This is a genomic window from Acinetobacter parvus DSM 16617 = CIP 108168, assembly GCF_000368025.1.
Lineage (GTDB): Bacteria > Pseudomonadota > Gammaproteobacteria > Pseudomonadales > Moraxellaceae > Acinetobacter > Acinetobacter parvus.
Genome location: NZ_KB849212.1, coordinates 959,070 through 982,518, shown reverse-complemented (window position 1 = coordinate 982,518; position 23,449 = coordinate 959,070). Strand labels below are relative to the sequence as shown.

Annotated in this window: 20 protein-coding genes and 2 pseudogenes; 11 read left to right on the top strand and 11 right to left on the bottom strand. The window is 43.4% G+C overall.

Annotated elements, in window-relative coordinates; translation table 11 throughout:
• Positions 1 to 31 precede the first annotated feature (31 nt).
• Entirely contained in the window at positions 32 to 907 is an 876-nt protein-coding gene (locus F988_RS11255; protein ID WP_004683095.1) for a metal-dependent hydrolase, read from the bottom strand.
• A gap of 115 nt (positions 908 to 1,022) precedes the next feature.
• On the opposite strand from F988_RS11255, the pseudogene F988_RS11250 reads away from it, so the two are divergent.
• Positions 1,023 to 1,397 (top strand): annotated as a pseudogene (locus F988_RS11250) (AraC family transcriptional regulator ligand-binding domain-containing protein); the annotation flags it as partial.
• 16 nt (positions 1,398 to 1,413) lie between these two features.
• Here F988_RS11250 and F988_RS11245 read toward each other — a convergent pair.
• On the bottom strand, positions 1,414 to 2,442 hold the full coding sequence (locus F988_RS11245; protein ID WP_082187174.1) for an IS701 family transposase: 1,029 nt from the start codon (positions 2,440 to 2,442) through the stop codon (positions 1,414 to 1,416).
• A gap of 52 nt (positions 2,443 to 2,494) precedes the next feature.
• Between F988_RS11245 and F988_RS11240 the strand changes: the two are divergent.
• The 6 genes and pseudogenes from F988_RS11240 to F988_RS11215 all read left to right on the top strand — a co-directional run.
• Positions 2,495 to 3,148, top strand: a pseudogene (locus tag F988_RS11240) (helix-turn-helix domain-containing protein); the annotation flags it as partial.
• Between the two features lie 202 nt (positions 3,149 to 3,350).
• Entirely contained in the window at positions 3,351 to 4,154 is an 804-nt protein-coding gene (trpA, locus tag F988_RS11235; RefSeq protein WP_004683088.1) for a tryptophan synthase subunit alpha, read from the top strand.
• Positions 4,151 to 5,062 (top strand): acetyl-CoA carboxylase, carboxyltransferase subunit beta, encoded by a 912-nt coding sequence (accD, locus tag F988_RS11230; RefSeq protein WP_004683086.1) that lies wholly within the window; start codon positions 4,151 to 4,153, stop codon positions 5,060 to 5,062. The genes trpA and accD overlap by 4 nt, the downstream gene beginning before the upstream one ends.
• Entirely contained in the window at positions 5,059 to 6,345 is a 1,287-nt protein-coding gene (folC, locus tag F988_RS11225) for a bifunctional tetrahydrofolate synthase/dihydrofolate synthase (protein WP_004683085.1), read from the top strand. The genes accD and folC overlap by 4 nt, the downstream gene beginning before the upstream one ends.
• Complete coding sequence (locus F988_RS11220; RefSeq protein ID WP_004683084.1) at positions 6,336 to 7,460, top strand: SPOR domain-containing protein; 1,125 nt, start codon at positions 6,336 to 6,338, stop codon at positions 7,458 to 7,460. The genes folC and F988_RS11220 overlap by 10 nt, the downstream gene beginning before the upstream one ends.
• Before the next feature lie 88 nt (positions 7,461 to 7,548).
• Entirely contained in the window at positions 7,549 to 8,484 is a 936-nt protein-coding gene (locus F988_RS11215; RefSeq protein ID WP_004675615.1) for a DUF6929 family protein, read from the top strand.
• 153 nt (positions 8,485 to 8,637) lie between these two features.
• Here F988_RS11215 and F988_RS11210 read toward each other — a convergent pair whose 3' ends face one another.
• The 3 genes from F988_RS11210 to F988_RS11200 form a co-directional block, all read right to left on the bottom strand.
• Complete coding sequence (locus F988_RS11210) at positions 8,638 to 9,225, bottom strand: dual specificity protein phosphatase family protein (protein WP_171055706.1); 588 nt, start codon at positions 9,223 to 9,225, stop codon at positions 8,638 to 8,640.
• Between the two features lies 1 nt (position 9,226).
• The gene (locus F988_RS11205) at positions 9,227 to 10,036 is read right to left on the bottom strand and encodes an MBL fold metallo-hydrolase (protein WP_004675620.1); all 810 of its coding nucleotides are present in this window, start codon (positions 10,034 to 10,036) and stop codon (positions 9,227 to 9,229) included.
• 148 nt (positions 10,037 to 10,184) lie between these two features.
• Positions 10,185 to 10,820 carry a peroxiredoxin gene (locus F988_RS11200; protein ID WP_004675621.1) on the bottom strand — a complete coding sequence of 212 codons (636 nt, stop codon included), beginning with the start codon at positions 10,818 to 10,820 and terminating at the stop codon, positions 10,185 to 10,187.
• Positions 10,821 to 11,187: 367 nt separating this feature from the next.
• Between F988_RS11200 and secA the strand changes: the two genes are divergently transcribed.
• Positions 11,188 to 13,923 (top strand): preprotein translocase subunit SecA, encoded by a 2,736-nt coding sequence (gene secA, locus F988_RS11195; protein WP_004683081.1) that lies wholly within the window; start codon positions 11,188 to 11,190, stop codon positions 13,921 to 13,923.
• 147 nt (positions 13,924 to 14,070) lie between these two features.
• Positions 14,071 to 14,475 (top strand): hypothetical protein, encoded by a 405-nt coding sequence (locus tag F988_RS11190; RefSeq protein WP_004683078.1) that lies wholly within the window; start codon positions 14,071 to 14,073, stop codon positions 14,473 to 14,475.
• 62 nt (positions 14,476 to 14,537) lie between these two features.
• On the opposite strand, the gene lpxO is transcribed toward F988_RS11190, so the two are convergent.
• The 3 genes from lpxO to trhA form a co-directional block, all read right to left on the bottom strand.
• Positions 14,538 to 15,443, bottom strand: coding sequence for a lipid A hydroxylase LpxO (lpxO, locus tag F988_RS11185; RefSeq protein ID WP_004683077.1), 906 nt, complete (start codon positions 15,441 to 15,443; stop codon positions 14,538 to 14,540).
• Between the two features lie 160 nt (positions 15,444 to 15,603).
• Positions 15,604 to 16,914 carry an MFS transporter gene (locus tag F988_RS11180; RefSeq protein ID WP_004683074.1) on the bottom strand — a complete coding sequence of 437 codons (1,311 nt, stop codon included), beginning with the start codon at positions 16,912 to 16,914 and terminating at the stop codon, positions 15,604 to 15,606.
• 100 nt (positions 16,915 to 17,014) lie between these two features.
• Entirely contained in the window at positions 17,015 to 17,656 is a 642-nt protein-coding gene (trhA, locus tag F988_RS11175; RefSeq protein WP_004683073.1) for a PAQR family membrane homeostasis protein TrhA, read from the bottom strand.
• Between the two features lie 100 nt (positions 17,657 to 17,756).
• On the opposite strand from trhA, the gene F988_RS11170 reads away from it, so the two are divergent.
• Positions 17,757 to 18,974 (top strand): class I SAM-dependent methyltransferase, encoded by a 1,218-nt coding sequence (locus F988_RS11170; protein ID WP_004683071.1) that lies wholly within the window; start codon positions 17,757 to 17,759, stop codon positions 18,972 to 18,974.
• A 16-nt stretch (positions 18,975 to 18,990) separates the two neighbouring features.
• Positions 18,991 to 19,413, top strand: coding sequence for a GNAT family N-acetyltransferase (locus F988_RS11165; protein ID WP_004683069.1), 423 nt, complete (start codon positions 18,991 to 18,993; stop codon positions 19,411 to 19,413).
• A 76-nt stretch (positions 19,414 to 19,489) separates the two neighbouring features.
• Here F988_RS11165 and F988_RS11160 read toward each other — a convergent pair whose 3' ends face one another.
• The 3 genes from F988_RS11160 to F988_RS11150 form a co-directional block, all read right to left on the bottom strand.
• Positions 19,490 to 19,714, bottom strand: a complete 225-nt coding sequence (locus tag F988_RS11160; RefSeq protein WP_004683067.1) for a hypothetical protein — start codon at positions 19,712 to 19,714, stop codon at positions 19,490 to 19,492.
• Positions 19,715 to 19,874: 160 nt separating this feature from the next.
• A complete protein-coding gene (locus F988_RS11155; RefSeq protein ID WP_004683066.1) occupies positions 19,875 to 22,022 on the bottom strand; it encodes a 3-hydroxyacyl-CoA dehydrogenase NAD-binding domain-containing protein in 2,148 nt (715 codons plus the stop codon).
• A gap of 146 nt (positions 22,023 to 22,168) precedes the next feature.
• Positions 22,169 to 23,374 (bottom strand): acetyl-CoA C-acetyltransferase, encoded by a 1,206-nt coding sequence (locus F988_RS11150; RefSeq protein WP_004683064.1) that lies wholly within the window; start codon positions 23,372 to 23,374, stop codon positions 22,169 to 22,171.
• Between the last annotated feature and the right edge of the window lie 75 nt (positions 23,375 to 23,449).

The window sequence follows — 23,449 nt, the reverse complement described above, 5'->3', positions numbered from 1 at the left end:
CCTTTAAAAAAAGGGAGGCTCTAATGAGATTTTATATTGCTGCTTGCCAAAAAGCTTCACCCGCTGCAATTGGGTCATTGGTTTTGGCTAAAGTATCAATCCAAACATCGTATTGACGAATAATTGGGTGTTGATTTGGATGGAAGTCTTTTTTAAACCAGTCGCTATATTGCGCTCTTTTTGCTGTCAAAATACCGTTGCGGCCAAAGAACCAAGGTAAGCCTTTACGCGCCATATCAAAACGTTGTCTTAAACTGAAACCATCACATTTTAGCATCACGTCGGTACGATAAAGGGTAAATCCAAACATTAACACCGTCGTAATCACCAATGCAGATTTACGGGTAAACTCAGGCACTTCACCGACCTGTTGCATGACATCAAAAGCCACATCACGATGTTCCATTTCCTCAATTGCATGCCATGCGAACAGCGCGCGAACAAAAGGATCAGCCTCTGCCAATGTTTCTTTCTTACTATAGAATGTATCTGCCATCAGGGCGGTTAAATGTTCAGCCGCGGCCGTCATGGCAATATTGTATTGTGGTGAGCGATGCTTCAATTCAAATCTAAATATTTTTTTCAAACGGTTGGTGAACTGATCCACAGGCATGCCTTGATCTTTCATGATCTGGTTCATTTTGTCATGGGCAATGCCGTGCTGGGCTTCTTGACGAATAAAGTCTGCCACACGTTCCTGTAGCTCAGGATCATTGATCTTGTCGCGGAATAAACGTACACATTCAATGAAGTAGCGTTCGCCATCAGGAAATGTCAGGCTTAATGCATCAAACATGCGGGTACGGAATGGATCGCCACCAAACCAGAAACGTGGAGCCTCATTGAGGTGAAAGTCTAGGTTTGTTCTTACAATTGGATCAGCCTGATAGGAAACATGTGCATTCATTTTTGCTATTCCTTGTCTTTTGCATAAACTCAGTATGGAAAAAGTCCGATGAAATGTTTTGACAGTTACAGCCAAGTTTTATACAAATAACGACAGATCAGGATGAGATCGGCATATGTCAGTTAAAATTATTATTGGATACCTACGGTTGTTGAATCGTGTCCTACAGCAGGAAAACATTGATTTGTCTAAAGTTGTTGCACCTGAACTTTGGCAAGCTTTTCATGCCTGTTTAGAAAATCCAGATGAGCATGATTTTGATGTCGAACGTTATGCATTGCTTTTGCAATCTGCACAAGCTTATTTCCCTCGACCGATTACATTAGTATTGGCTGAACATGCCAATTTGCAAGATTTGGGTTTAATGGGATATTTGGCTTCAACCAGTTTAGATCTGCAACAGGCGTTACAGCTTTTACAACGTTATTATTCTTTAGTCTTTAAACAGACCAATTTAGAACAACTGAATGTTCAGCAGTTTTCTGATTATTAGGACTTACGCACTGTTATTTATAGACTCTCTGTGGTAGCAGATGATTTTTATCGAGAATAAAGTCATCAATGAAGTTTTTGATCATTGGTCTAAATAATTTCTTCTGCCAATGATATACATTTTCAAAGATCCCCTCAAACTGGTTCTTTTGTATCTCGACGTAGGCCATCAAGGCTGAAAAAATATGATTCAAAATCAGTTTAGATCGTCTTACTTGAAACTTTTCAATATGACAAACCTGTTTAATCACTCGGTGATATTGTTCTATTTTCCAATGACTTGAATGTAATTCATGAAAACCCTCAAAGGACAATAAATCATCTTCATCTTGATACACAATATAAAACCTCTGCTGTTCTTTTAACTGAGTCTTAAATAATTGTACAAAGCCAAAATCTTTGAGCCAGACCACTTGACCCTGATGGAAATCTGGCAATAAACGCAGTTGAAACCATTGTCCTTTTTCTGGGGAAACCTTACGGTTACAGTCGATACCAAACATAAATCGAATACCATGTTTTCTTATGGTTTTTAGATTTGCAGTCGATGAATACCAACTATCACCTGTAATAAATTGAATCTTTGCACCCCAACTAAGTACTTCACTTAACATATCCATAAAGTAATCATTCTTGGTTTTACCCTCAGATTTGTCATAAATTCGGAAATTAATTGGAATATTTTGACCATTCTGATCTGTCGCATACAAGGTAATGAGATTAATACCCTTGACGGATCGGTGGTGTTTGCCTGACCAAAAATAGCTAACTAAGTCCATATGTTGACTATATGGTTTATCTAAAACAGTATCATCAATACTGACTATAAGTTTATTATTATCAATATGTTGAATTGCTTCTTGATATAGGTCGTGAGGTGTGTAGTCTTCACGCTCTAGAAAGCGATTTACACTATCATGCGAGATATTATAAGTCTCGGCAAGTTGTGTGCAGCTAATAGAGTTCGGTTCTGTCATGAGAAAGCCCATATAAATGGGTAATGTACAAGTTGCTGTAGAAGCATGTTTAGTTCGTCTGATCACAGATACTTTATAAACTATTTTAATACTTTTTTGAATCCGTCAATGCGTAAGTCCTAATTATATTCAAATTGTTTGGAGTGCGTCTTATAGTGATTATCGGGAAATGTATGAGCTAAATTTGGCGTTGATTTTTAAAATTGCCCAGTCAATTGTGCAAGATGCTTTAATGCCACCGCAAATGATTCAATTTGGTTATGCGCCGAATACTGCGTTATATCATTTTGAAAAATTTTATGGCTGTGCCATTCAGGTACAGGCTGGACAATATGCAATTCGTTTTTCCAATCAGATTTTGCAGGCGAAAAGTATTGCCGCGGATCAACAGTTGAATCATGTGCTCTCTCATCAGGCTCAGCAATCGTTAAATAGCATGAGTTCTTTTGAGATACAGCAACAGCAGTTCAGACAGAAAATTCAAGGTTATATTGAGCAGGGCTTGTTGCAGCAAGAGGAAGTTCTACAGAGTTATATTGCAAAACGTTTGCACTGCTCAGAACGTACCTTGCAGCGTCAGCTCAAAAGCTATCAATTGAACTTTCAGGATATTCTGGATCAATACCGTTTAGAGCAGAGTAAATTGTATTTACAACAGGGCAAATCATTGTCAGAAATTGCGGAACGTTTAAATTATGCTGATCAAAGTGCCTTTGGGCGTGCATTTAAACGCTGGACAGGTGTCACACCGAAGCAGTTTTTAAAATTGTAAGCGAAACAAATTAGGAAGCTTTGATCATTGAGAAAAAAACAAAAATAGAGATAAATGTATGTGGGTTGTTGTAAGTAGCAACATTCGCTGTTGAATCGCGCCAAACCCTGTTCAATGAACAAAAAATAGCGGTACAATGCAGTGTTTCTGTATGACTACAAACAACTCCTCAATTTATATAAATCAAGGAAAGCATAATCCCATGTCACGTCTTGCCACTCGTTTTGAACAGCTTAAATCTCAGCAACGTAAAGCGCTTGTTTCTTATGTTATGGCAGGTGACCCGCATCCACAAGTAACCGTTCCATTGCTGCATCAGATGGTTGAGGCGGGCGTTGATGTCATTGAGCTGGGGCTGCCGTTCTCAGACCCAATGGCGGATGGCCCTGTAATTGCCTTAGCTGCTGAGCGTGCTCTGGCAGGTGGAACCAATACCCTTAATGCACTGGATATGGTCAAGGCCTTTCGTGAGCAGGATCAAAGCACGCCAGTGGTGTTGATGGGATATTTAAACCCCGTTGAGGTGATTGGCTATGAAAAGTTCGTTGCCTATGCGAAGGACTGTGGTGTGGATGGCGTACTGCTGGTGGATTTGCCACCTGAAGCATCTCAGCAATTAGGTGAAGTTCTTAAAAAAAATGGAATGGATCAGATTTTCCTGCTTGCGCCAACCTCAACTGATCAGCGTATTCAGCATGTGGTCAATCAGGCAAGTGGCTTTGTTTACTACGTGTCACTAAAAGGTGTGACTGGTGCGGCAACACTGGATACTGCTGAAGCAGCAGCACGTATTGCAAAAATCAAGTCTAAGACCAGTGTACCAGTCGGTGTCGGTTTCGGAATCAGTGATGCAGCGTCTGCAAAAGCGATGGGACAGGTTGCCGATGCCGTGATTGTGGGAAGTGCTTTCGTTAAATCTTTTGCGACATTGCCAGCGGATGAGGCTGTGCAACAGACGGTGAATAAAGTGAAGGAGCTTCGAGCCGCGCTCGATGAGTTAGTATGAGTCAAGAACGATTGAGTCCAGAATCAGCAACAGGGAAAGTGCTTAGTCCCACAACACCCTGGACGGAACGTCAAGTGCCAGGGATTCAGGTTGCGGATGAACAGCAGACCTTTAAGTCAACTTTTACCGAGCCAACCATTGAATGTCCTGAATGTCATGCCTTGGTGACGCGTACAGCCATGTCATTCAACGCCTATGTGTGTCCGCAATGCGATGAACATTTGCGTATGAAAGCACGTGATCGCCTGACCTGGTTCTTCGATCAGGTCAACTCAGAGCTTGGTCAGGAATTTAGTGCCAAAGACCCGCTAAAGTTTGTGGATAGCAAGCCTTATCCAGAACGTATGCGTGAGGCGCAGGATAAAACAGGTGAATCAGAAGCACTGGTGGTGATGCAGGGCTCGCTCAAAGGCCTGAATTTGGTGGCATGCGCCTTTGAGTTTGACTTCATGGGCGGTTCAATGGGTACTGTGGTCGGCGACCGCTTTGTACAGGCAGCTGAACGAGCAATTCAGCTACACCAGCCTTTGGTGTGTTTTGCGGCTTCAGGCGGCGCACGTATGCAGGAAGGCATGCTGTCTCTGATGCAAATGGCACGTACTTCTGCGGCAATTCAGAAAATGAAAGAAGCACGCGTGCCTTATCTGGTGGTATTGACCCATCCAGTTTATGGGGGTGTAACCGCTTCCTTGGCAATGCTGGGGGATGTTCATCTGGCTGAACCGAAAGCCATGATTGGTTTCGCGGGTAAACGGGTGATTGAGCAAACGGTACGTGAAAAACTGGAAGAGCCATTCCAGCGTGCGGAATATCTGCTTGATCATGGTGTGGTCGATCAGATTGTTCATCGTCATGCGTTACGTGATACTGTATATAGACTAGTGGCTAAACTGATGAACTTACCTTGAAACTAGACGCTCCCCATTCAACAGATACACTCACAACATGGCTCGATTATTGGGGCCATGTTCATGTTACAGGCATTGATTTAGGGCTGGAGCGGGTGATTCCCATTGCTGAAAGGCTGGGCGTGATGCAGCCAAAAGCCAAGGTGTTTACAGTTGCGGGCACCAATGGCAAAGGCTCAACCACAACCACGCTGGCAGCGATTCTAAATGCACAGGGCTACAAAGTCGGGTTATATCAGTCACCCCATATTTATCGTTTTAATGAACGGGTAAAGCTGGCGGGTCATGAGGTGGATGACCAGCGTTTGGTTGATGCCTTTGTGTGTGTTGATCAGGCGCGTCGTGAGTGTGGTCTAAGTCTTTCTTTCTTTGAAGCCACCACATTGGCGGCCTTTGTTATTTTTAAGCAGCAGCAATGTGATGTCTGGGTGCTTGAGGTTGGGCTGGGTGGTCGCCTTGATGTGGTCAACGTGATTGACCCTGATATAGCGGTGATCACCAATATTGGCCTGGATCATGTGGACTGGCTGGGTGATACCATTGAAAAAATTGCCTTTGAAAAGGCGGGTATTATCCGTCCAGACATTCCCGTTGTTTTTGCAGGGCAACAGCAACTTCCACAGGCCATTCAACATAAGGTGGATGAGACAAACGCCAGCCTGTATACACTGAATCGGGATTATTTCTATCAACTGAATAATGATGGACAGAGCTGGTCATTTGCATCGTCTGGCACAACCTTAAAGCTTCCCGTGGGACAGTTGGCCTTGGACAACATCTCCACTGCCGTGGCCGCGGTACTGGTGAGTGGGATTGAAATTTCACAGCAGGCCATTGCAACAGGTATTCAGCAGGCACGTTTGCAGGGGCGTTTTGAAATTCGCCAGATACAGGATAAAACCGTTATTTTTGATGCAGGACATAACCCACACGGTGTCGAATTTTTATTGAATCAGTTGCGAAAATTCTTAAAATACAATAAACAGTACACAGAAGTTGTCGCAGTATTTTCGATGCTGGCAGATAAGGACATCGCGTCTGTCACCGATTTACTAAAAACAACAGTAAAAGACTGGTTTATTGCTACTTTAGATGTGCCGAGGGCCGCAGCAATGCGACAGTTGCATGAGGCATTGCAGGGCCAGCAGGTCCATGAGTTTGGCAGTATCCAGCAAGCATTTGAAACTGTGCTGAAACAATGTCATAACAATCAGCTAATTTTAGTCTGTGGTTCGTTTCATACCTTGGAAGCGATCTGGGAGTATTTAGAACAATGTCAATGAATAACAAGCAACGCTGGATGGGTGGCGTTGTTCTACTTGGAGGGGGTGTTTTGTTGGCAGCATTACTTTTCAAGGGTAATGAAGAAATAGAGCAGGATAAGACCCAGACTACAGTTACTCACCCTATTCCCAAAACCGAAACCCAGCCTAAAATAGCCCAGCCAGCGCAGGAGGGGGAGATGGTCTCCTTGCAGCCTCTGGCCGTGGATGTTGAAACTGAAAAACGTTTGCTGGATGAACAGAAACGTGCACGTGAAAAGGCGGTTGCTGAACAGGAGGCCCGTGCTGCCGAGTTCCTGAAAATGCAGCAGGGGGCTGAGGCTGCGGCTGCACGTAAAGCTGCTGAAGAGTACGCTGCAATCAATGCCCGTAGAACTGCGGCGCAGGAAAGTTCAGATAATATTCCACCAGAACTGGTTGAGGACGACCAGGCTAAGGCTCAACGATTTGCTGAAGAAAAACGTAAGCTGGAAGAAAAGAAGAAAGCCGAACAGCAGAAAGTAGAGCAGCAGAAAACTGACGCTGAAAAGAAGCTAGCTGAAGACAAGCGTAAGGCGGAAGCAGATAAGAAAGCTGAGGAAGACAAGCGTAAGGCTGAGGCCGACAAGAAAGCGATCGAAGAAAAGAAACGTAAAGCTGAGGACGATGCCAGGAAAGTAGCTGAAGATAAGCGTAAAGCTGAAGTAGAGAAGAAAGCAGCGGCTGAAGAAAAACGCAAGGCTGAAGCGGATAAAAAAGCTGAGGAAGACAAGCGCAAGGCTGAAGCAGAGAAGAAAGCAGCGGCTGAAGAAAAGAAACGTAAAACTGAGGAAGATGCCAAGAAAAAGGCTGAGGCTGAAAAAGCCCGTCAGCTTCTGGAAAATGGTGACAAAAACTGGATGGTACAGGTGGCGTTGGCGGCAAACCAGGCCAACGCCGATACAGTGGTGTCCAAGTTGCGCGCCAAAGGTTATAAAGTCACCACCAGCCCGACTTCCAAGGGAATTCGGATTATGGTGGGGCCATCCAAAGATCGTGAGACTGCTGATGCCGCACGTAAAAAAATTACCTCTGATGAAAGTTTAAATATGAAATCAGCGTGGGTGATTGATTGGGTTCCACTTGATCAGCGATAACAAAAGATAAACGACTAGATCAAAGCTGGAAAGCGTCTGGTTTTGACCTTGTTACAAGTGTTCTATTTCTGCGGGCAGTGAGTACAATATGAGTAGCGGGTTTAAGATATTAGAACACTTTATATTTTCAGAGGATTCGAGTGTTAGTGCGCTTTCTGGCGCGGCTTGTGTGGGAGATGATCTCTACTTGGTTGGAGATGATGTGGGGTACTTACTCAAAACCGATCGAAAAAATAACATCAATCGTGCGACTAATTTTGAAAAAATTCCATTATTTGAACATTCTGAATATACGACTCTGAGGATGTTTAGTAAAAAAACTAAACCAGACTTTGAAGCGCTTAGCTGTATTCGCTTCGATGGACAACCTCAGTTACTAGTGATGGGTTCAGGTTCTACAGAAAATCGAAAAAAAGCATTATTGTATAATCCAGTTAATAATCAGGTTCATGTTTTACTTGATACCTCGGATTATGATTTTTTAGAACATTGTTTGGCGTTGACTGGTGGCGCTGATCTCAATATAGAAGCAGTTTGTTCAGATCAAAACAATTTATACATCTTTCAACGTGGCAATATTAATCGTTTTCATGGTGTTTTAGTCTTTGATTTAATAAAACTTCAAAATGGAAAATCATTAGAAAGTTCGCTGAAAAATTCATTTAATCTGACATTACCAGAGCTTGAAGGGGCAGCAAGTGGTATTTCTGATGCTTATTTTCTGGTGGAGAAAAATCTAATTATCGCCACCGCTGCGGTTGAGCAAACATTAAATACTTATGATGATGGCGCAGTGCTAGGCAGTTTTATTTTAATTTTCTCACCAGAGGGTAAAATTTTATATACACATTTGATTCAGGATTCGAAAGAACAAACTCTTGCTATTAAAGTAGAAGGAATTACATGGCTAGAGTCGACATCTGATGGTGAGGTATTTTTATTGGTCACGGATAGCGATGGTGGTGATTCTGAAGTTTTTAAACTATTACTTAGTAACTCTGTTTTTGCCAATTCTTCAAGTTAGTTCGTATTTCTTAGCTTACCATTCAACTTATAAAATTAGGTTTTTTAAAGCCCAATAAAAAATGCATAAAATCCAAAATTAAAGAAACAAATCTTACACCCCCAACATCTATCTCTCTAAAAATTGGATTTAATCTAAAGTGCATCTCGTAATCTAAATAGGTGCTGGATTTGAAAGTTGTTGTTGAATCCATTTTACATTTTCAGGGGTGAAAAGATGGTCAATATTTTTCCAAATGATATGATAGCCGTATCCTCCTTGTTTCATTTCTTTAACCGCATCTTCAATTGCCCAATGCTCAAAAATAATTCGATACATGGCAATGGTCGCGCCTGTGCGGTCAGAACCATGATAGCAATGCACTAAGATTTTCTGGTTTTGTTGTTTAGCAGTTTGAATAACACGCATTGCTTCTAACAAGTCTTTACGATTGATTGCCCAAGTATTGATTGGAATGTGTACCAGATTAAAAGGCTGATCTCTTAAAACCTTGGCATCTTCATTTCTTGCGCGCAGGTTGAGGACAGTGCCAATTTGATGTTTTTTCAGGAAAGGGATTAACTGGTTGCTGGGTTGTTCACTGCGAAAAACATCAGGACTGATCTGGTAAAAATTATGTGTATCTGAAATCAGTGCTCCCCAATGCTGGGGCCTTTGATGCTCCTCCAGACTTGAATGTTTCATACAACCACCTAAGCTTAGGGATGATATGAAAGTAATAGTAATCAGTATCTTATGCATATTATTGGTAACGATTGAATTCAACTGGGTCATGTGAACAAATTAACTCAATACTCGGTTCATGTTGAGCCAGATATTGTAAGTGCTTCAGATTGTGTAAACGTTGTTGGTTATCCTCAGCCAGTAATCGTTCTGTAAAGTCCAATGCTCTTAACCTGTTTTTAGGGTTGAGTTCCAAATGGGAAAAATAGGCATCTCCACAGAATAAAATCCAGCCATCCTGTTTTTTGACTGCAATCGCACTATGTCCAAGCGTATGACCGATCAGGGGAACCATCAGGATTTCATCCTGAAATAAAGGTAATCCCTTGACTTTTTGCAGATTAAACCATGCTTCACCATCAGCCTGTTCAGCAAAGTTCCAGTAACGGTGATATTTAAACTGTTCTGTTTTGTAACGATTTTTCCCTTTGAGTGATAAAGATTGAGTGGCATTAAATTCAGATGCCAATACATGCACGGTTGCATTTGGAAAATCCGAAATTCCGCCTGCATGGTCAAAGTCAAGATGTGAAACAAAAATGTGTTTTACATCATCCAGACTATAACCAAGCCGTTGAATCTGGTGGAAAGCACTCAAATGAATATCGGGCACAATCGCGCCGAATTTGGTCAGCAATGAGCCTAGACGTTGTTGAGTATGTAAATAATCTTGTGTACCCAAACCTGTATCAATCAGGACCAGCCCCCGATCAGTCTCAACCAGTAGACAGTGGCAGACTAAATGGGCTTTCCAGCCTTTTTGTCCAAACATAGGGGCGCAAACAGGGCAGAAGCTGCCACAAGTGAGATGATGGATATTGTAGATCATGGTGATTTTTGTTGTGTTTGGAGTTGAATTATTCTTATAGCCTATTGATTGGAAAATACCAAGTAGGGGACGATGGTAATCGTCCCGATAAAGAAATCATGAGATTTAAAAATAGTACCTCATCAAACGGTGGGATTGCCATCCCACCCTACTCAGGCTGTGGTGTCAGTCTTAAATAAGGTTTCACTGCTGTATAACCTTTAGGAAAGCGTTGCTTGATTTCCTCTTCATCTTTCAGGGATGGCACAATCACCACATCCTCACCCTGTTGCCAATTGGCAGGTGTTGCCACTTTATGCTTGTCAGTCAGTTGCAGTGAATCCACCACACGCAACACTTCATTAAAGTTGCGACCTGTTGAGGCAGGGTAGGTGATGATCAGGCGAACTTTCTTGTTCGGGTCAATAATCACCAGGGAACGTACCGTTAAGGTTTCGCTGGCATTTGGATGGATAAAACCATAAAGCTCAGACACCTTGCGGTCTTTATCTGCAATAATCGGGAAATTCACTGTAGTGTTCTGGGTCTCGTTAATGTCCTGAATCCAGCCCTTATGTGATTCAACATCATCCACAGACAGTGCAATTGCCCTGACGCCACGTTTTGCAAACTCATCTTTCAGCTTGGCGGTATAACCCAACTCAGTAGTACAGACAGGTGTGTAGTCTGCTGGGTGTGAAAACAGGATTCCCCAGTCATCCCCTAGAAACTCATAAAAATCAATAATGCCCTCGCTTGATTCTTGTTGGAAATTTGGGGCTATATCACCTAAACGTAAGCTCATTCTTGGTCTCCTCATTCTGCTTATCTGATGCTGTGTCTTCTTACTATGCGCCAATTTATATATGAATCAAATCATTGTTTTTTTATTTGATTATAAGTTTTTCATATATAGGCGAGGTGTTGAGGATAAAAAAATGATCAGAATTTCATAGGCAAATCGATGTAACTTAAATGCAAATTTGCTACATTAACGCTCTTTGGTTATGCCTGTCAGAATCGCCTCGCAGATTTTTTTACCTGTTTGGATGCAAAGCACTTGTAGTTCTTATTTCTGGCTCCATAATAACAACCAAGAAAAAATTAACCGACCTAGAGTTTGTTGATCTTTACGACAAACCCTATAACAAACAGGATTAGAGAGTTTATTCATGTTGGCAAGTCTGATCGGAGGTATCTTCGGTACAAAAAATGAGCGTGAGCTCAAACGCATGCGTAAAATTGTTGAACAAATCAATGCGCTGGAACCGACGATATCTGCTCTTGGCGATGCAGACCTCTCTGCAAAAACTCCAGAATTCAAACAACGTTTTCAGAACGGTGAAAGTTTAGATAAATTATTGCCTGAAGCCTTTGCGGTGTGCCGTGAGGCGGCAAAGCGTGTCATGGGCATGCGCCATTATGATGTGCAGTTGATTGGTGGTATCACCCTGCACGAAGGCAAGATTGCCGAAATGCGTACAGGTGAAGGTAAAACCCTGATGGGTACACTGGCCTGTTACCTCAATGCCTTGAGTGGTCAGGGTGTTCACGTCATTACCGTGAACGACTACTTGGCACAACGTGATGCTGAGTTAAACCGTCCTTTATTCGAATTTTTAGGTTTAAGCATTGGGGTAATTTACTCCATGCAAATGCCTGCCGAAAAGGCACAGGCCTATAATTCAGACATTACCTACGGGACCAACAACGAATTTGGTTTCGACTATCTTCGTGACAACATGGTGTTTTCTCTGCAAGAGAAAAAACAACGGGGTCTCAGCTATGCCATCATTGACGAAGTGGATTCAATCCTGATTGATGAGGCACGTACGCCGTTGATCATTTCAGGGCAGAGTGAAGACTCTTCCCATCTGTACCAGTTGATCAACAGTATTCCTCCGCAACTACGTCCACAGAAAGAAGAAAAAGTGGCTGATGGTGGACATTTCTGGGTTGATGAAAAACAGCGTTCAGTTGAAATGACTGAAATCGGTTATGAAACCGTTGAACAGGAATTGATTCGTATGGGGCTGCTGGCTGAAGGTGAAAGCCTGTATTCAGCAGCCAACCTGAATCTGGTTCACCATGTGACTGCGGCGATTCGTGCCCATTACCTTTATCAAAAGAATGTGCATTACATCATTGGCATTAATCCACAGTCACAAAAAGAAGAAGTCATCATTGTGGATGAGAGCACGGGCCGTACCATGCCTGGCCGTCGTTGGTCTGAGGGTTTGCACCAAGCAGTTGAAGCCAAAGAGAACATGGAAATCCAGCCTGAGAACCAGACGCTGGCAACCACAACATTCCAGAACTATTTCCGTCTGTATAAAAAGCTTTCAGGGATGACGGGTACTGCCGATACTGAAGCAGCGGAAATGAAAGAAATCTATGGTCTGGATGTGGTGATTATTCCAACACACCGTCCAATGGTGCGCCAGGACCACAATGACCTGATTTATTTAAACCGTAATGGTAAATACAGTGCCATTATTGAGGAAATCACCAATATCCGTCAGCAGGGTGTTGCGCCAATCCTGATTGGTACAGCCACCATTGAGGCCAGTGAAATCCTGTCTGCCAAACTGTTGCAGGCTGGGATTCACCATGAAGTATTGAACGCCAAACAGCACGAACGTGAAGCAGATATTATTGCACAGGCGGGTAGTCCAAATGCGGTGACCATTGCCACCAACATGGCGGGTCGTGGTACGGATATCTTGCTCGGCGGTAACTGGAAAGCCAAGCTGGCGAAAATTGAAAACCCAACCCCTGAAGATGAAGCACGTTTGCAGGCACAGTGGGAAAAAGACCATGAAGATGTTCTGGCATCGGGTGGTCTGCACATCATTGGTTCTGAACGTCATGAATCACGCCGTATTGATAACCAGCTACGTGGTCGTGCGGGCCGTCAGGGTGACCCTGGTGTGTCGCGTTTCTATCTGTCGCTTGAAGATGACCTGATGCGTATCTTCGCTGGTGATCGTGTGGTGGCGATGATGCGTGCAATGGGCTTACAGGAAAATGAAGCCATTGAGCACAAGATGGTGAGCCGTTCCATTGAAAATGCACAGCGCAAGGTTGAGGCACGTAACTTCGATATTCGTAAGAACCTGTTGAAGTATGATGATGTCAATAATGAACAGCGTAAGATTATCTATTCGCAGCGTGATGAGATTCTGGCGGAAAGCACACTACAGGCCTACATTGAGGAAATGCACCATGAAGTGGTGAAAGGCCTGATTGCGAACTTTATTCCACCAGAGTCGATTCATGACCAGTGGGACATAGCTGGCCTGGAAAATGCCCTGCGTACCGATTTAAGCATTGAGCTTCCTGTACAGCAATGGCTGGACCAAGACCGTCGTCTGGATGAAGAGGGGTTGATTGAGCGTATCTCTGATGAGGTGATCAGCCGTTACCGTCAGCGCCGTGAACAGATGGGTGATGAGTCGGCGGCGATGCTTGAGCGTCACTTTATGCTGAACTCACTGGATCGTCACTGGAAAGATCACCTGGCGGCGATGGACTACTTGCGTCAGGGTATCCATTTACGTGGCTATGCACAGAAAAACCCTGAGCAGGAATACAAGAAAGAGGCATTCAACCTGTTTGTGAATATGCTGGCTATTATCAAGTCTGACGTAGTCACTGATTTATCCCGTGTCCATGTACCGACCGCTGAAGAACTGGCTGAGTTAGAGGCTCAACAGCAGCGTCAGGCCGAATCAATGCGTCTTTCTTTTGAACATGATGATGTTGATGGCTTAACAGGCGAAGTGACCATTTCTGAAGAACCAGACCGTTCATTGGCAAATGCCCAGTTCGAAGTTCCAGAAAGCCGTAACGCACCATGTCCATGTGGTTCTGGTTTAAAATATAAGCAATGTCACGGTAAAATCTAGTTTTAGGCTGATTTTTAGCTGTTATGAAGAGCAGGACTTAAGTCCTGCTTTTTTTTTACGAGAAGTAACTTGAGTCACAACTGGCTTTATAGTTAGATTATTGGGATTAATATTCTTGATTGAATGTGTATGAAAAGCGGGAAAGCAATGAAAAAAACATTAAAATTTTTGATTTTGGCAAGTGTGGCAGTATCTGGTTTTGCAGTTGCGGAAGATGCACCACAAACAACCACTGTGGACAAGGTACTTGCCGCACAGGGCAACACCACAGCAGAGGCACAGGTAAAGCGTGAGGTCACCACCATTATCAGCCCACGCACAGGAATTCGTTATACCTTGGGTGATACAGGCAATCGTCCAATCGTTTTACAAACTGCGGCGATTGCGCCTGCAAACTCTGCCAATATCAACCGCATCGTGGCATCAAATCCTGCTTTGTCTGCCAAGAGTCAGGAAAAAGCCAAGATTGCCCTAATTGGTGAGGCAGCTGTTCAGGCGGCAGATATGGCAGCGCAAACCACCAGTGCCCAAACAGCTCAAACAAATCAATAACGATTGATTTTGCAATAAAAAAGAGATGCGATGACATCTCTTTTTTATTAGTTGAAACTTTATTATAAAAAGCTTGGCAGCAAGATGAGCCCGATAATCATGCCAAACAGCAGCCATTTAGATACATAGTATAGACGACGGTTACGTTGCTTTAAGCCACGACCATAATGGTGTACCGCATAGCCGTATTTAAAGATGCGGTTGATAAAGCCAGTCTTGTCCTGATCATCATTGGGCGAGCTTGCCGCAGACATGACATTGCGTCCAAACCAGTGGTTGAAACGTTGTGCCCAGCCCCATTTCATCGGACGTTCGATGTCACAGAACAGGATAATACGGGTTTGATCAGTCTGGTTATGCGCCCAATGCACATAGGTTTCATCAAAAACGGTGGCTTCACCATCTCTCCAGCTATAACGTTGCTGATCGACCTCAATGAAGCAATCATCGCTATTTGGTGTGACTAAACCTAAATGATAACGAACTGAACCTGCATAAGGGTCGCGGTGTTTGCCTAAATAACTTCCTGATGGTAGCTCAGTAAACATGGCAGCTTTGACAGAGGGAATACTTTCCAGTAATGCCACTGTTTTAGGACAAAGTTGCTGCGCCGATGGGTGGCTGTCCTGATACCATTTTAAGTAGAAACGTTTCCAGCCACGTTTAAAGAATGTGTTAAAACCCGCATCATTATTTTTTTCCGCCGCCTTAATCTGGCTTTGGAGTTGAATGGCTTCCTCACGAATCACCTGCCAGTTATCCTGCAATGGCTTGAGCTCTGGGAACTGTGCCACATCAAAGAATGGTTGATTTGGGAGCTTTGAGAAGCCAGTCATAAACATATTGACGGGTGCCAAAAACGTGGAGTGATCAAATAATTGTCTAGAGGCTTTTAAGCGTTCTTTACCACGATAATAGGTATATAAGAAGCTGAGCAAAAATACGGCAACGATAATCACTGCGTACATAACACAATCGTCTAAAAAAATGGAAGCGGTAATTTTACCATAAAAAATATTTTGGAAAATGTTGTGATCTATTTAACGGGGAGGGCTTGGGTATTGCCCGATAAATGGTATTCCAGATGATCCAGGTTTTTTTATTTTTGGATCATCTGGAAAATGAGGTTTAAATCTGGTTATTTACATCATCATGCTTGGTTTCACGAATCAGTAAAAACGCGATTAAAGAGAGAATGGATGCCAAACTTAGATATAAACCAACAGCACCAAGACCATAATTTTCCGCTAGTTTGGTGGCGATATAAGGCGCAAAAGACGCACCAAAAATACCTGCCAAATTGAATGTCAAAGCTGAACCTGTATAGCGCACTGAGGTTGGGAAAATTTCAGAAAGTACCGTGCCAATCGGGCCATAAGTCAATCCCATGATGGAAAGGCCAATACAGAGGAACAGGAACACCAGTATTGGGTTGCCTGAACCCAGTAGTGGCGCAAAGCATAATCCGAACAGTGCTGAAAGTACGCAGACAGCAATCGAGGTATTTTTGCGGCCAAACTTCTCTGCAAAAATCGCAGACAGCGGAATAAATGCTGCAAAGCATAGCGTGGCGATCAACTGCAAGCCAAGAAAATCACCGCGTGCATAACCCAGCTTGGAGGTTCCCCAGTTCAACGCAAACACGGTGGTGAGATAGAACACCACAAAGGTACAGATTGCGGCAATGGTGCCCAGTACCAACATGGGGAAATGCTTGGTCATAACTTCCTTGAAAGGGACATTGACCTCTTTCTGCTTATTCAACACTTTCTGGAAAGCAGGGGTTTCATGCAGTTTTAAACGAATATACAAACCGACCAACACCAGAATTGCACTGGAGATAAATGGAATCCGCCAGCCCCATGTCATAAAGGCCTGTTCCGACATAAAGGCATTCAGCAGGAGGAATGAACCTGTTGCCAGAATAAAGCCAATCGGTGCGCCAAGCTGTGGGAACATGCCATACCATGCACGTTTACCCTCTGGAGCATTTTCAGTGGCAAGTAAAACCGCACCACTCCATTCACCACCCAAGCCTAAACCTTGTCCTAAACGACATAAGGCAAGGAGTAAAGGGGCAACAATGCCAATCTGGGCATAGGTCGGCAGTAGACCAATACAGACAGTGGAAATTCCCATGGTGAGTAGGGCGGCAACCAGTGTGGCTTTACGTCCAATTCGGTCACCCAGATGTCCAAAAATCGCCGCACCAATCGGGCGGGCAATAAAAGCGATGGCAAAGGTTGCCAGTGATTTGAGTACCGCAGCACCATCACTGCTTTCTGGAAAAAATAAATGGGGGAAAATCAGGACTGCCGCTGTGGCATAGATATAAAAGTCGAAAAACTCAATCGTAGTACCCACCAGACTGGCAAATAATACCCGTACCTTTGAATTACTGGCCACTTCAGTGGTGACAGTCGTAGCGTCTGACGACATACAAAACCTTAATGTGATTTATTCAGGAAACAGTAAAACCTGTCCTGAAATTTCTTTTGAATGCGGAATTTACCCAGCAAGCTGCCTGCGATGCATGGATTTATAATACATAGCAATAGATCGCTAAAAAGTGTAAACCTGCCCCTAATAGCACAAAAACATGCCAAATTGTGTGGGTATATCTTACATTTTTTAAAGCATAAAACAATGTGCCGACCGTATAGGCCAGTCCACCTGCAATCAGGAGCTGTATTGCATCCTTGGAAAGATAGCGCTGCATGTCATCCATCACCAAAACCGCCAACCAGCCCATCACCAGATAGGCTGCCAGGGACACTCTCTGGAAACGGTGAATAAACACCAGCTTAAACAATGTTCCAATCAATGCAATGACCCAGAGAGCAATCAGTAGGTGGTGTGCCTTTGCCGTTGGAATGGCAATGCTGAGAAAGGGGGTGTAAGTCCCTGCGATTAAATAATAAATAGCAGTATGATCAAGTTTTTTATACCAATAACGTTTACGTTCGTCCTGAGCAAAGTGATACAGCATGGAACTGCTGAGCAATAACACCAGACTCAGCCCATAGACCCATAAGCTGATCCATTGTCCCAAAGGTAAACCATAGCCTTTCACAATCAGAAAAATGGTAGCAATCAATGCCAGTACAGCACCCAGGCCATGACTATAGGCATTGATCAGTTCTTCCTGTGGATCATAATCGAGTGGGGAGGTTGAAGCCATTCATAGCTCATCTGAATAAAAATACAACTGTATCGTAATGCAATTTCCCTTTTAAAGTAAGACGCTTTAGAATTTAGTTTCCATTTGTCAGGTTTTCACTATGTTTGCGCCGAAATTTTCTTTTGAACAGGAACAGCAGTTTTTCTTGGATATCCAGCAATCTATTGAAAATAAAAGCTTTGAACGACTTGTTCTTAGTCAGTACAAAGGTGAACTGGCAGATCTGGAAAAGATGACGTTTCGCATGATTGAGTTGCAGGGGCAGCCAACCTTGTCTTGCCTGTATCACCACACCACTCAAGACATCACCAAAAACTATGCAATTGCTGAGGGGCTGGAGAAAATTGCTGAGCTATTGAACCTGTCTAAACAGGCAAATTTATTTACACTCAATCAGGATATTCAACTGAAAAAAAATAAAAAGAAAGCCATGCTGAATATCCAGAAAAAACAGGCTTCATCAGCAAAAGTGGAACAGCATCAGCATAACCGTGAAAAGCAGCGTTATGTTGATCAGCACAGCTCATTTTTAATGCATCTGGGCATTACCGATGAAAAAGGGCAGATCATTCCGAGCATGGCGCGTAAGTGGAAACAGATTAATAAGTTCATTGAAATCTTTTCCAATGCCTATGAACAGATTGATGCCTCACAGCAAGAGTTGAACATTGTCGATTTTGGTTCAGGTAAGGGCTATTTAACCTTTGCCTTGTATGACTATTTGTTGGCACAACATAAAACACCACTGATTACTGGTGTTGAACTGCGTTCCAATCTGGTGGAGTTCTGCCAGAATGTAGCTGATCAGGTTGGATTTAACCATCTTGATTTTTTTGAGGGGGATGTACGCAGTTATCAACCCGCAAAGCTGGACCTGATGATTGCCCTGCATGCCTGTGACATTGCAACTGACTTTGCCATCCATACAGGAATTCGCTTAAATGCTTCCATGATTATGTGTGCGCCGTGTTGCCATAAAGAATTAAGGCCGCAACTCAAGAGTCCAGAAGTATTGCAACCCATGCTCCAGTTTGGGATTCATGCAGGCCAGCAGGCAGAAATGCTGACCGATACCCTACGGGCCTTATTGCTCAAGACCTATGGTTATGAAACCAAGGTATTTGAATTTGTGGCATTGGAACATACCAGCAAAAACAAGATGATTCTGGCAACCAAACGCAAGGATATTCAACAGCCTGACCCAAACATCATGCAGCAGATTCAGGCCTTAAAAGCCATGTATGGCATTGAAAAACAATCTCTGGAATTATTGTTGCAGGATCAAATGCCAGTCGAAAATCTGGGTTGCAAGTGTTAGGCGTGTTGAGATCGGTATGTTAAGCGTTGAAAATGGCGATTGGGATCAATTGCAGCAAGATGCCAGACTGATTCGGGAATTGGTGTTTATTGTTGAACAAAATATTCCTGAACAGGATGAGTGGGATGATCAGGATGCCATTTCACAGCATTTTGTGGTTTATGATCGTGATCAAGCTATAGCCACAGCGCGTCTATTGCAAAACAATAGTGTTGGGCGCGTGGCGGTCATCCAAAAATATCGGGGGCAGGGCATTGGACGAATGATTATGTTGGATATTATTCGCTATGCACAACAGCAACATCGTCCATTCCTCAAACTGTCATCACAGGTTCATGCCATTTCATTTTATGAAAAACTTGGTTTTGTCACGCAAGGCGATCCGTATGATGAATGTGGCATTCCCCATATTGAAATGATGATGCCACTTATACCATAAGTGTCATAGATTAATGGATTGAACTTAAACTCTATAATTTCTGGTATCAAATTTTAGGTATGCTAGCCCAATTCAATCATTCGTGGTGCTGATGTGTTTCAGTATTGCCTGTCTCAGTGGTCATGGAAGACTGTGACATTTCAGCTGCTGCCGCTGCTTTTTTTTGATTCATTGGCATATAGTCAGGCTCATTATTTATGGCTAAATAAAAAATCACCATAAAGATAAAGCTTAAAATGCAAGTGATGATCAGTGCTTTCCAACCCCACGGCGAGGTTTCAGGACATAATTTCTCAGACATAAGACAAATTTCCAAAGGACAAAAAGTAAAGCAGAATTGGTATATTTATAGCACAATTTGTGATGGATTAGACGTAATTCGATTTTCTATCAATAAATACAAAAAAACTCATACCAGTTAAAGAAACTGATATGAGTCTAAAGTGAAGAGAATGAAAAAATTATTGAATAATTTCTTTCTTCTGTGCCTTGTCTTTCAATAACTGCGGTGGATTAAAACGCTCACCATATTGAGCCGCCAATTGTTCTGAACGCTGGAGAGATTTCTCAATGCCATTCTGGTTTAGGAACTGGATTGCGCCTCCTGTCCACGGTGCGAAACCGATTCCGAAAATCGAGCCGACATTGGCATCAATCACCGATTCCAGAACATTCTCTTCATAGCAGCGTAAAGTATCGAGTGCCTGAACAAACAAGAAACGATCAATCATATCTTGTTCGGAAATATCATGGTCTTTAGTCCAGCGGCTGAGTCCATCCCATAAATGTTTTTTACCATTTTCAGGATATTCATAGAAGCCTGCACCCGCTGCCTTACCTTTACGATTCAGCTCGTGAATCATGGTGTGAACCACTTCATCTACAGGGGTTTTTGGCAAGTCTTTGCCCTCAGCCTGTAGCGCTTTGCGGGTTTCGCTTGCAACGTGTTCAGTCAGGGTTAAAGAAACTTCATCCTGAATTGCAAGAGGACCTACAGGCATACCTGCCTTGAGTGCCGCCATTTCAATCCTGGCTGGATGCACGCCTTCAGCAAGTAGGCGCATACCTTCCTGAATGAATGTACCAAACACACGGCTGGTAAAGAAGCCACGACTATCGTTCACCACGATTGGTGTCTTGGCAATTTGCTGTACAAAGTCATAGGCTTTAGCCAAAGTTTCAGCCGAAGTCTCTTTGCCCTTGATAATTTCAACCAACTGCATCTTGTCGACTGGACTAAAGAAGTGTAGGCCAATAAAGTTTTTGGTATCTTTACTTGCTGTGGCTAGACCTGTGATTGGTAAGGTAGACGTATTCGATGCAAAGATTCCTCCTTCCGCTAAATATTGTTCAGCTTCTTGAGTCACTTTGGCTTTGAGTTCCTGATTCTCAAAAACAGCTTCAATGATCAGGTCGCAGCCTTGTAGATCAGCTGCATCAGCGCTAGCAGTAATAAGCGCTAACACTTGATCACGTTTTTCTGCTGTCATACGACCTTGTGAAACACGTTTATCAAGTAACTTTTGCGAGTAAGCTTTGCCTTTCTCTGCATTTTCTACTGACACATCTTTCAATACCACAGCAATGCCTTTGATTGCGGTTGAGTAGGCAATCCCTGCACCCATCATACCTGCACCTAAAACACCGACTTTCTTCACTTGCCATTTTGCAACATCCGTAGGGCGGCTTGCACCTGACTTGATCGCATTTAGACCATGCCAGAACGTACCGATCATGTTCTTGGAAATCTGACCTACGGTAAGCTGGGTGAAGTAGCGTGATTCGATACGCAAAGCTGTATCAACATCCACCTGTGCACCCTCAACAGCCGCAGCCATGATGGCTTCAGGCGCTGGGTAACACCCTTTGGTTTTATCACGCAGCATCGCTGGTGCAATCGCCAATACCTGAGCCACCGCAGGAGTTTTTGGATCACCCCCTGGAATCTTGTAGCCTTTCACATCAAATGGTTGCTGTGCTGCTTTTGTAGAGGGCGGATTGGCTTTGACCCATGCAATTGCTTTGTCCAACAACTCTTGTTCATTCTCAGCGGTGTCATGCACCAAACCAAGCGATTTTGCCTTGTCCACGCCAAACTGCTTGCCTTCCATCAAGAATGGAAATGCATTTTGTAAGCCGAGCAGACGCACCATACGCACGATACCACCGCCACCAGGAAGTAGACCTAAAGTTACTTCTGGTAAACCAAATTTAGTTTTTGGATCATTGATGGCAATACGATAATGACAACCTAAAGCGATTTCCCAGCCGCCACCAAGCGCAGTGCCGTTTAAAGCTGCAACAACAGGCACACCTAAAGTTTCGATTGTGCGTAAGTCACCTTTGAGTTTTTCAATCATCTTGAAAAATTCAGTGGCATGTTCGGGTTTAACCTGAATCAGTTCATCCAGATCGCCGCCTGCAAAGAATGTTTTCTTGGCTGAGCGGAAAATAATACCTTTCAGGTCAGTTTCAGCTTTCAGCTTTTGACTGACTTCATCTAAAGCATCACGGAACTCTGCATTCATGGTATTGGCAGACTGACCAGATGAATCAAGTATAAGAATTACAATATTGTCAGCGTTTTTTTCGTATTTAATAGCGCTCATACATCATCGTCCTAAATTTATTTCTTAAAAACGCTGGCGAAGCAGAGCTTGCGAGGCGGAAATATTTGAAAAAAGCGCAGTTTACGAGCTGTAAATGAGCATTTTTGAAAGTGTTTCCAACGTGGCAAGATCAATGCAGCCAGTTTTTATACCAACTCAATGATGGTGGCAATCCCCATTCCACCACCGACACATAATGTTGCTAGACCGCGTTTTTTACCTTGACGCTCTAATTCATCCAGCAATGTACCTAAAATCATGGCACCTGTTGCACCCAATGGATGACCCATCGCAATCGCACCACCGTTGACATTGACTTTTTCGGCAGGAACATTCAGTTCGTTGATAAAGCGCATTACCACGGCAGCAAAGGCTTCATTCACTTCAAACAGGTCGATGTCATCAATGCTTAAGCCTGCCTTTTGCAGTGCTTTGCGAGCAGCAGGAGCAGGACCAGTCAACATAATGGTTGGATCTGTACCGACTAATGCAGTTGCAAGCACCTTGGCACGAGGTTTTAAGCCTTGCTCTTTAACTGCTTTCTCAGAAGCCAATAACACTACCGCAGCGCCATCTACGATGCCTGATGAGTTGCCTGCATGATGCACATGGTTAATTTTTTGTGCTTCAGGATATTTCTGTAATGCAACTGCATCGAAGCCCATTTGTCCCATCATTTCAAAGCTGGCGTTCAGTTTTGCCAAGCCCTCAACGGTAGTATTGCCTTTGATAAATTCATCTTTTTCTAAGATTGTTACACCTGCATGATCTTTCACAGGCACAACTGATTTATCAAAATGACCATTTGCCTGAGCGGCAGCAGCCTTTTGTTGTGAACCAACTGCAAAAGCATCCACACCTGCACGGCTATAACCATCTAAAGTCGCAATCAGGTCAGCACCCACACCTTGTGGAACAAAGGAGGACTTCAAGTTGGTTTCAGGATCAAGTGCCCACGGACCACCATCAGAACCCATTGGAATGCGTGACATTGATTCCACACCGCCAGCAACCACAACATCTTCCCAACCTGAACGAACTTTTTGTGCTGCCAAGTTCACCGCTTCTAAACCAGAAGCACAGAAACGGTTGATTTGTACGCCTGCAACATCATCATTCCAACCTGCAGCAATCGCAGCAGTTTTGGCAATATCGCCACCTTGATCACCAATCGGTGTCACACAACCGAGAACGATATCATCAACTTTAGATGTGTCGAGTTGATGGCGTTGTTGTAATTCATTCAATAATGTTGTGAGTAAAGTAATTGGTTTTACTTCATGTAATGAGCCGTCTTTTTTTCCTTTTCCGCGTGGTGTGCGAATGGCATCAATAATATAGGCCTCGCTCATAGCTGTTCCTTGTATTGCCTTAAATTAAAATCATTGTGCTTCGAGTGTACTCAATTTAAGTGGCAGTGCAATGAT